Raw genomic sequence first — 12,092 nt, 5'->3', positions numbered from 1 at the left:
AGCTTGAGAAACACAAGGGGGTGCGCATGACCGGACAGTCCGGGAGGACCGGCAGGGGCGGCAGGGGCGGCAGCCATGCCGGCGCCGGCGAGCTGCTCGAACTGGTGCGCAGCGGACGGGCGATCACACGCGGCGCCCTCCAGCAGGCCACCGGGCTGTCTCGGGCCACCGTCGGCCAGCGGCTCGACCGGCTGTTCCGGGCCGGCTGGCTGCGCGAGGGAGCCGGCGGTCCGGTCGACTCGCCGCTCGGCGGACGCCCCTCCATCACCCTGGAGTTCGACGACTCCCACGCCGTGGTCCTCGCCGCCGACCTCGAAACCCGGCACGCCCGCGCGGCCGTCCTGTCGCTGACCGGCGAGATCCTCGCCGAGCACTCCGGCACGCTGGTGATCGAGGACGGCCCCGAGGCCGTACTGGGCGAACTCGGCCGCTGGTTCGCCGAGTTGCTGGAGAAGGCGGGGCACCGGGCGGACGAGGCGTGCGGGATCGGGCTCGCGGTGCCGGGGCCGGTCGACAGCGAGACCGGCCGGGTCGTGCAGCCGCCGATCATGCCGGGCTGGGACGGCTACGACATACGCGACCGCCTCTCCCGGGCCTTCACCGAGCACACCGGCGTGCCCGCCATGCCGGTGCTCGTGGACAACGACGCGAACCTCATGGCGTACGGCGAACAGCGCACCGGACACCCCCACTGCTCGGCCTTCGTGCTCGTCAAGGTGTCGACCGGCATAGGCGCCGGCGTCGTGGTGAACGGTTCGATCTACCGGGGCGTCGACGGGGGTGCCGGGGACATCGGGCACATCCGGGTCGACGCGGAGGCGCTGTGCCGGTGCGGTTCGTACGGCTGTCTCGCCGCCGTCGCCAGCGGTGGCGCCGTGGCCCGGCGGCTGGCGGAGGCCGGTGTTCCGGCGGCCTCGGGCTCGGACGTGCGGGACCTGCTGGCGTCCGGGCACCCGGAGGCGGCCGCGCTCGCCCGCGAGGCCGGGCGCCGGGTCGGGGACGTCCTGGCGACGGTCGTGACCCTGCTCAACCCCGGGGTCCTGATGATCGCCGGGGATCTGGCCGGAACACCCTTCCTCACCGGTGTGCGGGAACTGCTGTACCAGCGGGCGCTGCCCCGCTCCACCGCCCATCTCGACGTCGTCACCTCGCGGCTCGGCGAGCGGGCCGGCCTGGTCGGCGCCGGTGCCCTGGTCGTGGAGCACCTCTACGCGCCGCAGCGGGTGGAGGAGCGACTGCTGGCGCTGGGCGTGTGACCGGCGTGTTTCCGTCCCAGGTCACGTTCCGCATGGTGAAATCCGGGCGTCTGTGGGAGCGTGATTCTCGCCACCCTTGATAAGGGTTGCGCTCAGATGAGCGGATCACGGGCGACTGTACTTCTCCAAGGGGTGGCACTCGGTGCCACCCCTTGATCGTTCATCGATCGAACTCAGGCGTGCCGAGAGACGCTCATGTGAGCGGAATCTGGCGCCTGCTGGCGCTGATGCGTTCAAGAAGTGAAAACATCGACTGCTCTGCGCTTGCCAAGCTTTGACTTTCGATCCTGTGGCGGACGACTGGTTACGGGCGCATGACGCACAAGTGGACGTACCCAGGAGCCTTCGATCTGGGTATGTTCCTGGCCGTCAGGGCAGCCACCGCGGCCTCAAGGAGTCGAGACCCGTGTCGGAAAACAAAGATCCTCAGGTAGCCGAGCAGGGCCAGAGTGTTGAGGGCGTGAAGTTCGTTTACGACTTCACCGAGGGCAACAAGGACCTCAAGGACCTCCTGGGCGGCAAGGGCGCGAACCTCGCCGAGATGACCAACCTGGGGCTTCCCGTCCCTCCCGGCTTCACGATCACCACTGAGGCCTGCAAGGTCTACCTCGACAGCGGCTCGGAGCCGGCGGCACTGCGTGACGAGGTGAGTGCGCACCTCGCCGCGCTGGAAGCCCGTATGGGCAAGAAGCTCGGCCAGGCCGACAACCCCCTCCTCGTGTCGGTCCGCTCGGGCGCGAAGTTCTCCATGCCCGGCATGATGGACACCGTCCTGAACATCGGCCTGTCCGACAAGTCGGTGCAGGGCCTGGCCAAGCAGGCCGGCGACGACCGCTTCGCCTGGGACTCGTACCGCCGCCTCATCCAGATGTTCGGCAAGACGGTCCTCGGCGTCGACGGTGAGCTGTTCGAGGAGGCCCTCGACGCGGCCAAGGAGGCCAAGAAGGTCACCGTCGACACGGACCTCGAAGCGGCCGACCTGAAGAAGCTGGTCACCAAGTTCAAGCGGATCGTCAAGACCGAGGCCGGCCGGGACTTCCCGCAGGACCCGCGCGAGCAGATGGACCTCGCCATCAAGGCGGTCTTCGACTCCTGGAACGGCGACCGCGCCAAGCTGTACCGCCGTCAGGAGCGCATCCCCGGCGACCTGGGCACCGCGGTGAACATCTGCTCCATGGTCTTCGGCAACCTCGGCCCCGACTCCGGCACCGGCGTCGCCTTCACCCGTGACCCCGCCTCCGGCCACCAGGGCGTCTACGGCGACTACCTGCAGAACGCGCAGGGCGAGGACGTGGTCGCGGGTATCCGCAACACGGTCCCGCTCGCGGAGCTGGAGTCGATCGACAAGAAGTCGTACGACCAGCTGATGCAGATCATGGAGACCCTGGAGAACCACTACAAGGATCTCTGCGACATCGAGTTCACCATCGAGCGCGGCCAGCTCTGGATGCTCCAGACCCGCGTCGGCAAGCGCACTGCCGGTGCCGCCTTCCGCATCGCCACCCAGCTGGTGGACCAGGGCCTGATCGACGAGACCGAGGCGCTCCAGCGCGTCACCGGCGCCCAGCTGGCGCAGCTGATGTTCCCGCGCTTCGACGAGGACGCCAAGACCGACCAGGTCGGCCGGGGCATCGCGGCCTCGCCGGGCGCCGCGGTCGGCAAGGCGGTCTTCGACTCGTACACCGCCGTGAAGTGGTCCCGCTCGGGTGAGAAGGTCATCCTGGTCCGCCGGGAGACCAACCCGGACGACCTCGACGGCATGATCGCGGCCGAGGGCATCCTGACCTCGCGCGGCGGCAAGACCTCCCACGCGGCCGTGGTCGCGCGCGGCATGGGCAAGACCTGTGTCTGCGGCGCGGAGGAGCTGGAGGTCGACACCAAGCGCCGCCGGATGACGGTGCCGGGCGGTCACGTCGTCGAGGAGGGCGACCTGATCTCCATCGACGGCTCCACGGGCAAGGTCTACCTGGGCGAGGTCCCGGTGGTCCCCTCCCCGGTCGTCGAGTACTTCGAGGGCCGGATGCACGCCGGCGCCGACGACGCCGACGAGCTGGTCGAGGCGGTCCACCGCATCATGGCCTTCGCCGACCGCAAGCGGCGCCTCCGCGTCCGCGCCAACGCGGACAACGCCGAGGACGCGCTGCGCGCCCGTCGCTTCGGCGCCCAGGGCATCGGCCTGTGCCGCACGGAGCACATGTTCCTCGGCGACCGGCGTGAGCTGGTCGAGCGCCTGATCCTGGCGGACACGGAGACCGAGCGCGAGGAGTCCCTCAAGCAGCTCCTCCCGCTGCAGAAGAAGGACTTCGTCGAGCTGTTCGAGGCGATGGACGGCCTGCCGGTCACGGTCCGCCTCCTCGACCCGCCGCTGCACGAGTTCCTCCCGGACATCACCGAGCTGTCGGTCCGGGTCGCCCTGGCGGAGTCCCGCAAGGACGCGAACGAGAACGACCTGCGGCTGCTCCAGGCCGTTCACCGCCTGCACGAGTCGAACCCGATGCTGGGCCTGCGCGGCGTACGCCTCGGCCTGGTCATCCCCGGCCTCTTCACCATGCAGGTACGGGCCATCGCCGAGGCCGCGGCCGAGCGCAAGAACGCCAAGGGCGACCCGCGCGCCGAGATCATGATCCCGCTCGTCGGCACCGTCCAGGAGCTGGAGATCGTCCGCGACGAGGCCGACCAGGTCATCGCGGAGGTCGAGGCCGCCACGGGCGTCCGCCTGAAGCTGGCGATCGGCACGATGATCGAGCTCCCGCGCGCCGCGCTGACGGCGGACCAGATCGCGGAGGCCGCCGAGTTCTTCTCCTTCGGCACGAACGACCTGACCCAGACGGTGTGGGGCTTCAGCCGCGACGACGTGGAGGCCTCGTTCTTCACCGCCTACCTGGAGAAGGGCATCTTCGGCGTCAGCCCGTTCGAGACGATCGACAAGGACGGCGTCGGCTCCCTGGTGAAGGCGGCGGCCAAGGCGGGCCGCGAGACCCGGCCCGACCTGAAGCTCGGCGTCTGCGGCGAGCACGGCGGCGACCCGGAGTCGGTCCACTTCTTCCACGAGGTGGGTCTGGACTACGTCTCCTGCTCCCCGTTCCGCATCCCGGTCGCGCGTCTCGAGGCCGGCCGCGCGGCGACCCAGTCGGCGGGCAGCGACCACCGCTGACCCGCTGACCCGCTCGCCCGGAGGCCGGCGGCCGACGCCGCCCCTCCCCTGGCCCCGGAGCCGTCGTCGGTCCCCGACCCTCAGACCGATCGGCGGCGGCTCCGGCGCACCAAGAAGAAGGGGCGGCACCCTGTGCGGGGGTGCCGCTCCTTTGTGTCATCCCGTGATATAGGACGGTCCCGCCCGTGAGGACGCGGCACTTCAGACGAAGCCCGATCCGGACGCACGGGGGCAGCAGGCTCGCGGTCGAGCAACTGATCAGTCCCGGGCGATTTCCTCTGCGGCGTTGAGGACCAGGTGCCAGGGGTACTCCTTGGGCTTGCCCTGACCGGGTTGGTTCGGCACGAAGCCGCCCTCGCCGTACAGGACCCGTACGCCCATGTCGCGCAGCTCGGCGACACTGCGCTCGAACTGGCGGTGCCGAACGTAGGCGGCATTCACACACGGCATCGTCACAGTCGGGATGTTCTTGCCGATGCCCTCGGCGACTACGCCCACCACGAAGTCGTGTGTGAGGCCGAGGGCCCACGCGTTGAACGTGTTGAAGGTGGCCGGCGCGACGGCGATCACGTCCGCCTTCGGCCACACGTCCGGCTCACCCGGCATCTTGTACTCGCTGCGCACGGGATGCCCGGTCAGCCGCTCCAGCTCGGCCAGTTGCGGTGCCATCCAGCGCGCGGCGGTGGGGGTGAGACCGAGGCATACGTCGAATCCGCGGGCTTGCGCGTCCTGGATCACCTGCGCGACGCCGAAGGCGGGTGGGGCGGCCGAACCGAACAGGTAGAGCACGCGGGCAGTCTTCGTCATGCTGCCTATCCGATCACACGTAACCGTCCCTGATCCGCAAGGAGTTGAGGGAGGCCGTGTCGGGAGTACGCGAACCGCGTCATCGCATCGCCGTCTCGCGTCGGGCACTCGGCGCCGACTGCGCCGTAGGCTCCCAGGGTGATTGAGACCATCGTGTTGGACATCGGCGAGACGATCACCCGGGACGACCGTTACTGGGCTTCATGGGCCGACTGGCTGGAGGTTCCCCGCCACACCCTCTCCGCACTCGTCGGCGCGGTCGTCGCCCGGGGGCAGGACAACGCCGACGCCCTCCGGCTCGCACGTCCCGGCATCGACGTCGCCGCCGAGTACCACGCCCGCGAAGCGGCGGGCCGTGGCGAGCACCTCGACGAGACCGACCTCTACGACGATGTGCGCTCAGCCCTGTCCACGCTGCGCCAACTCGGTCTGCACGTCATCATCGCGGGTAATCAGACATCCCGCGTGGGTGAACTGCTGCAAGACCTGGACCTCCCTGCGGACCTCATCGTGACATCGGGGGACTGGGGGGTTGCGAAACCTCAACAAGCCTTCTTTCGACGAGTATTGGAGGTTTCGCAGGCTCCTCCGAGCGCGACTCTGTACGTCGGTGACCATCCGGCCAACGACCTCTTCCCCGCGAAGGCGGCTGGGCTGCGCGCGGCCCATCTCCGCAGGGGCCCCTGGGGACATCTGTGGGCCGACGACCCGGAGGTCGTGGCGGCGGCTGACTGGCGGATCGACAGCCTCTCGCAGCTGGCCGCGATCATCGGAACCTGACCGCTGCGGAGCGGCTCCACCAGCCGGAGCGGGTGGGGCCGTTCGCGTACACGCAACGTTGCGACGCGGGTACCGTTCGGAGCGGACGCCCCGAACTGGAGCCAACATGCCCGCACACACCGATGGCGGAGTAGGCAGGCGGATCGCCTACTGCCGCAGCGTCGTCCGACCGCGAATGACGCAGCAGCAGCTCGCGGATGCGGCCTGCGTCGCCCTAGGCACCATTCGAAAGATCGAACGCGGTGAACGTGGCGTGACCGATGCCACGCTGGAGGCCATTGCGGACGCCCTCGGTGTCGACCCCACACGCTTGCGTTCTGACCGGGACACGACTCAGACCCGCGTCCACGAAGCGCTGCCCGCTCTGTCCGCCGCGATCGCCACGTACGACCTCCCGGACGACGGGGCGATCCGTCCCCTCCATGAACTCCGCGCAGCGGTCGCCGAGGCTACCTGCTGGCGGCTGAGTGCTCAGTACACGCGCATCGTGCGCGAGGTTCCCGATCTGCTGGCCGAACTCGCCCGCGCCTGTCATGCGGCCCCTGCCCGCGAGCAGCTCGAACTCGCCGGACTCCTTGTCAGCGCCTACCGCTCGGCGGACGCCGTCGCCTACAAGTTCGGTGCCCGCGACTTGTCCGCGCGTCTCATCGAACTCATGCGGTGGGCCGCCCCCAAGGCTGACGACCCGCTTCTCACCGCGGCCGTCGCCTACGTGCGGACAGAGATCTTCTTTGCCGCGCAGGCTCATGCCGCTGGGCTGCGGGCGCTGGAACAGGCCATCGACGCAGCACCCGCCTCCGGCACCGCCCGCGAGACCGCGGCGAGGGGTGCCCTGCACATGAGGGCCGCGGTCATTGCCGGCCGTGCGCGCGACGCCTCGGCTGCCGCCACCCATCTCGACGAGGCCCGCGCCCTCGCGGATCGAGTCACCGAGGACGTGTACGACGGCACCGCGTTCGGCCCCGATTCCGTGCGCATCCACGAGGTGTCCGTCGCGGTCAGCCTCGGAAATGAATATGTGGGCCGTGCCCTGGCTGTCGCACGCGAGTGGAAGCCGCCCAACACGCTTCCGGCCGAGCGCCGCAGCGGCTTCTACATCGAACTAGCCCGCGCCCAGTTGTGGTCTGGGCTTGCCCGCGATGCGTTCGAGTCGCTGAAGGTCTCTCGCCGGATCGCTCCGCAGCACACCCGAGAACATCCGTGGGTCCGTGAGGACACTGCCACGCTGCGCCGGTTGAAGCGTGCTGACGCGGAGACCCTCACCAACTTCGCTGAGTGGTGCGCCGCCACCTGAGGCGAACCACCTCGAATACCCCTCGCTGGGGTATTTGTGGCTCCTCTTCACCCCCACCATCTGTCCCAAGCGCAGGAACCGGAAGATGGGAATGGGGGTGCCCGGTGCTCTCTTTCGCGCCGAAGGTCATCGATGGGCGCGTGGGCATCGCCCTGCTGCACGCCAAAGCCTGCTTCGAATGCGGAGCCGTTGGCAAGCAGCCCCTGCGCGGGGCTGGGCACGTCATGGTCCATGGCAGCACGCGGGTGTGGCAGATCGTCACGTGCGGATGCGGGAGCAGGGCGGCCGTGGCCGACACCACGTTGGAAGAAGCCGACAGACCCCGGCGACCGCTCGCGACGGCCCCGGGGCGTGGCCCACGCTACGAAGGAGCGTCGACATGACGAACGGTACAGCCACCGAACAGGACCGCCCACCTGGCATCAAGATGACCATGCGCGTGTACCGGGTGAACCGCGAGGGATCCATCACGGAGGACCGCGGCACGGTCAACATCCCGCACGGGTGGGAGCCGTACGGGCCGGTGGACATCAAGGTGATGCGCGAGACCGCGAGGATCCTGCTGGAGCCCGACGCCGCGCCGGATGCCCTGCCCCCGGGTCCCGACGAGCTGGACACCCTCACACGCACGCTGAGCGGGCACCTGGAGTTGCTCGTCCCCGAGGTCGAGAAGGCGGCCGGGAGGCTTCACAAGGAGAGCATTCCCCGGTACTGCGCCCTCGCGTGCGTGGGGGAGGCGCGAGGGAAGCTCCGGAGTACGCCGCGACCGGGGGTGAGCAGAGACGTCGCCCACGCCCGGAAGCTCGCCCGCGTCCTGAACGCCTTGTGCGAGCACTACGAGAAGTTGGCGGCGTACGCACACGACCGAGGTGCCGCACGCACGCGGACTTCGTCGAATCCGCATGAGTTCGCAATCGAGGGAGACACCATGAAGACGGATGTGATCGCGACCGCAGTGGGAGGCGGCGGAGGCGGAGAGGGCGGTGACGGTCTGCCGGGCGAGCCGTGGCCGGGGCCGGAGGAGCCACCCTCCCCGGACGGCGGTCCGAGGGCCGCCGGCTGACATGACGTTCACCGATCTGGAGGAGGGGCGGTCCGCTCTGGGCCGCTCCCTTCTCGCACGCAAGGACCTGACCTCCGACTGGGTCCCGTCGTTCGCGGCCGTGCCGCGAGCCGCCTTCCTGCCCGACGTGATGTGGCCGTACGACATGGACACCGGCACCACCGTGGAAGCGGACCGGCGGGAGGACCCGGCCGCCTGGCAGCGATACGCGGACGCCGACGTGCCGATCGTGACCCAGTGGGACGACGGCGACAGCCATGGTCACGGCACTCTGTCGACGTCATCCGCTTCCATGCCGTCCGTGGTCTTCCGCATGCTGCGTGACCTCGACGTCGAGGCGGAACAGCGTGTCCTGGAGATCGGTACCGGTACCGGATGGAACGCCGCCCTCCTGGCCCACCGGCTCGGGCGGGACAACGTCGTCAGCATCGAGATCGATCCGAACGTGGCCGCCGCCGCACGGGATCGGCTGGCCCGCTTCGGATCGCCCCTGCTGGTGCTGACTCGGGACGGTGCGCTCGGTGACGAGCGGTGCGCTCCGTACGACCGGATCATCGCCACGGCCGGTGTGCGTTGTATTCCACCCGCCTGGCTCGCCCAGACACGGCCCGGTGGGCTCGTCGTGGCACCTTGGGGCACGCACTACAGCAACCAGGATGCGATCGCCCGACTTACCGTCGCGCAGGACGGCGCGAGTGCCTCAGGCCACTTCACCGGACCCGTGCAGTTCATGAAGCTGCGTGCCCAGCGCCTGCCTTTCGCGGGACATCAGGAGTACGTCCCCGACGGCGTGGCCGACGCCGAGCGCTCGACCACGACCGTCACCGAGGGTGAACTGCTCGGCGAGGGGAGGTTCAACGCGACGACGTACGCGATCGGACTGCGGGTGCGGAACTGCTACCAACAGGCCGCCCGGAAACGCGAAGGTGCCCGGCCGGTGTGGTTCTACGACCTCGCAGGCCGCTCCTGGGCGTGCGTGATGTTCCGGGACGGCGAGCCGGAGGCCACCGTCTACCAGTCCGGGCCACGCAAGCTGTGGGACGAGGTGCACGCCGCGCTGCGCTGGTGGCAGGGATCGGGCCGACCCGGCTACGAGCGGTTCGGGCTGACCGTGACTGCCGAGGGTGCCCAGCACGTCTGGCTCGACAATCCGGACGACGAGCCCTGGCCCGTGTGACCTGTCCGCGACGAGGGCGGGCGGCACCCTGTGAGGGTTGCCGCCCCTTCGGCACGCGCGGGCGTACCACCCAGGGCGTGCGGAGCTTTCGCATTGAGAGCCACACCATGATGCGCCCCCACGGGCGGAAACGGCCGAGCGCTGCCCGTTCGTCTGACGTGGTGGAACCGAGGGGGCGCGGCGTGGGGAGGCCGTGCGGGTGTGAGGGGGCAGGGGCATGGGGTGGTGGACCGGACGCACACGGGGTCGGGGGCTGTGGAGCGCGGTCACGGCGGTGCTGCTGCTCGTGGCCATGACGGCGCTGCCGAGCGCTGCCGCGGCGAGCGTCGGCGCGCGGGTGGTGACCGGAGTCCGGGCGGACGACACACCGGGGCCGTCGGGCCCGCCCGTGTCTCCCTCGGAGCCGGACGACGAGCCGGACCCGCAGCCGACGGACACAGAGACGGACGACGACACGCCTTCGCCTTCGCTTCCGTCGCTCGACCCCTCGCTGACGCCGCCGGACCAACAGGTCGAGGCCCCCACGTCGTTCACCATGACCGGCACGGACTTCGACTGCGCCGACGGGCCGGAGCTGGCGGGCCCGCTGACCTTCGAGGTGGAGGGGCGGGACCCGGCGAGCCTCACGGTCGACGACCATGGGGGCTTCAAGCACGACGTCACCGTGCCGGCAGACACCGAGCCCGGGACCTACCACATTCGGGCTTACTGCTCGGACTACGGCGAGCCCGTCGCCGAGGCCACCTACGAAGTACTGCCGCCGGAGTCCCCGGAGACCCCCGACCCGTCGATCTCCCTCGATCCGGACTCCGGGGACCCAGGGACGGATTCGGGCGTCCACGGCGAGGGATTCCTGTGCGACGAGGGAGCGGGAGTGGACGTCCTCTGGGACGGGGAACCCGCCACCACCGCCACCCCCGACGCGGACGGAACCTTCGACGCAGGGCTGACGGTCCCGTCCACCGCCACGGAAGGCGAGCACGAGGTGACCGTGAGCTGCCAGAGCCCGCAGGACGTCCAGGACTCGAAGACCTTCACCGTGAACCCTCCGTCCGCCACCCCCTCAACGGAGGACACCCACGATGTCACCATCCACCTGACCGACTACCCGGCCGCGTGCACCCGGGGCGCCATCGTCATCGGCGGACGCCGCCTGGACACCTGGCTGGACGAGGGCTCGACCGAAGGTGCCGCCGGGGCGGGACGCTGGGAGTTCATCGACCTCCACGCCCACTTGCCGGCCGACATGACGGGGCATCGGGAAGTCGACCTGGACTGCCCTGGCCGGGCCCGGGAGAAGGCCGGCGAGATCGACTTGCCGAGCACGGACGAGCTGAAGCTCTTCGAGCTGCCCCTGGGCTCCTTCAGCCACCCGGAGGGGCCGACGGGTCCGATCACCCCGTCGCCCACGAGCAGCGGCAGTCCGGACCCGACAGAGAGTACCGACCCTAGCCACAGCGCCAGTCCGAGCCCGTCCGAGAGCCGCGACCCGTGTTGCCCGGGCGGCGGCGGAACCGGGCACGATGCGGCACTTGACCTCGTAGGGGCTCTGCGCACCCCCGCCGACGTCTCCTGGGCGCTGAAGGACCTGGCCGGGTCGGTGGCGATGGCCGCCTGGTTCCTGCTGCTGGTCCTCCTCCTGGAGCGGGCCTTCCCCAGCCAGTTGGCCGACAACGCGATAAGCCGCTGGTGGCAGCGGCGACAGGCACCGGAGCCGAAGCTGCCCGGCTGGGCCAGGATGTTCGGCTTCGCACTCCTCGGCGGCTCCCTGGCCGTCTGGTCCGATGCCAGCACCGGTTTGAGTACGTCGACCGCGGTCAGGACCGTCGGCGCCGCCGCGGGCATCCTGATGGTCCTGATGGCCTACGAGAAGACCAAGGACTCCCTGCGCCACCCGCGCCGGGGCGGGTTCCGCACGGAGCTGCGGGTGGTCCCCGTCGGGCTGCTGCTGGCGGCGCTGATGGCGCTGATGTCCCGGTTCCTGGAGTTCCCGGTCCCGTACGTCTACGGCCTGGTCGCCGTCTACATCGTGTCCGGCTCCCGCCGCCCCGGCCCCGACGACGGCATGCCGAGGGGGCAGGCGGCCCTGATCGGCGGGATCTGCGTGCTCGCCGCCTCAGTCCTCGTATGGGTGCTGGGCGCGCCCCTGATCCAGGCCGTCCAGAAAGACCACGACTCGCCCGGCAGCCTCCGCTATGTGATCGCCTACACCCTGGGGCTCATGGTGGTCGGCGGCATCGAGGTGGTGGTGTTCGGCCTGCTCCCGCTGTCCGGCATGGACGGGCATCACCTGAAGGACTGGAACAAGTTCGCCTGGTTCGCCCTCTACCTGATCGGTCTGACCTTCTTCTTCCACGTCCTGCTGAACAGCCTGCACCCGGGAGTGGGCAAGGACCTCGCGGCCAGAGGGGACCTGCGCTGGTGGACCGTGGGCATAGCCACCGCCCTGTTCCTGGCCGCCGGGGCCTTCTCCCTGCTCCTGCGGTGGTACGTGGCGCGTGATGCGCGACGGAACCCACCGACGCGCCCGTGACCAGCACGGACTGCCCCCGGGACGGTCA

The 12,092-nt window shown here is 70.0% G+C and carries 8 protein-coding genes; 7 read left to right on the top strand and 1 reads right to left on the bottom strand.

Annotation, left to right across the window (positions count from 1 at the left end):
• The first annotated feature begins 26 nt into the window (after positions 1-26).
• Both ACIPSA_RS03510 and ppdK read left to right on the top strand, forming a co-directional pair.
• A complete protein-coding gene (locus tag ACIPSA_RS03510) occupies positions 27-1,256 on the top strand; it encodes an ROK family protein (RefSeq protein WP_402628300.1) in 1,230 nt (409 codons plus the stop codon).
• A 406-nt stretch (positions 1,257-1,662) separates the two neighbouring features.
• Positions 1,663-4,410: a pyruvate, phosphate dikinase gene (gene ppdK / locus ACIPSA_RS03505; protein WP_402628298.1), complete on the top strand. Its 2,748-nt coding sequence runs from the start codon at positions 1,663-1,665 to the stop codon at positions 4,408-4,410.
• Positions 4,411-4,668: 258 nt separating this feature from the next.
• Here ppdK and ACIPSA_RS03500 read toward each other — a convergent pair whose 3' ends face one another.
• Positions 4,669-5,217, bottom strand: coding sequence for a flavoprotein (locus ACIPSA_RS03500; RefSeq protein ID WP_402628296.1), 549 nt, complete (start codon positions 5,215-5,217; stop codon positions 4,669-4,671).
• A gap of 138 nt (positions 5,218-5,355) precedes the next feature.
• Between ACIPSA_RS03500 and ACIPSA_RS03495 the strand changes: the two genes are divergently transcribed.
• The 5 genes from ACIPSA_RS03495 (at position 5,356) to ACIPSA_RS03475 (ending at position 12,064) form a co-directional block, all read left to right on the top strand.
• A complete protein-coding gene (locus ACIPSA_RS03495; protein ID WP_402628294.1) occupies positions 5,356-5,997 on the top strand; it encodes an HAD family hydrolase in 642 nt (213 codons plus the stop codon).
• Between the two features lie 106 nt (positions 5,998-6,103).
• The gene (locus ACIPSA_RS03490) at positions 6,104-7,291 is read left to right on the top strand and encodes a helix-turn-helix domain-containing protein (RefSeq protein ID WP_402628292.1); all 1,188 of its coding nucleotides are present in this window, start codon (positions 6,104-6,106) and stop codon (positions 7,289-7,291) included.
• A 379-nt stretch (positions 7,292-7,670) separates the two neighbouring features.
• Positions 7,671-8,354 carry a DUF6415 family natural product biosynthesis protein gene (locus ACIPSA_RS03485; RefSeq protein WP_402628291.1) on the top strand — a complete coding sequence of 228 codons (684 nt, stop codon included), beginning with the start codon at positions 7,671-7,673 and terminating at the stop codon, positions 8,352-8,354.
• A gap of 1 nt (position 8,355) precedes the next feature.
• A complete protein-coding gene (locus ACIPSA_RS03480) occupies positions 8,356-9,531 on the top strand; it encodes a methyltransferase domain-containing protein (protein WP_402628289.1) in 1,176 nt (391 codons plus the stop codon).
• Between the two features lie 217 nt (positions 9,532-9,748).
• Positions 9,749-12,064 (top strand): FGLLP motif-containing membrane protein, encoded by a 2,316-nt coding sequence (locus ACIPSA_RS03475; protein WP_402628288.1) that lies wholly within the window; start codon positions 9,749-9,751, stop codon positions 12,062-12,064.
• The last annotated feature ends 28 nt before the right edge of the window (positions 12,065-12,092 follow it).

This window comes from Streptomyces sp. NPDC086549 (assembly GCF_044746205.1).
GTDB lineage: Bacteria > Actinomycetota > Actinomycetes > Streptomycetales > Streptomycetaceae > Streptomyces.
Note: the sequence above shows the minus strand (reverse complement) of the source record. Positions and strands in the feature narration are given on the sequence as shown.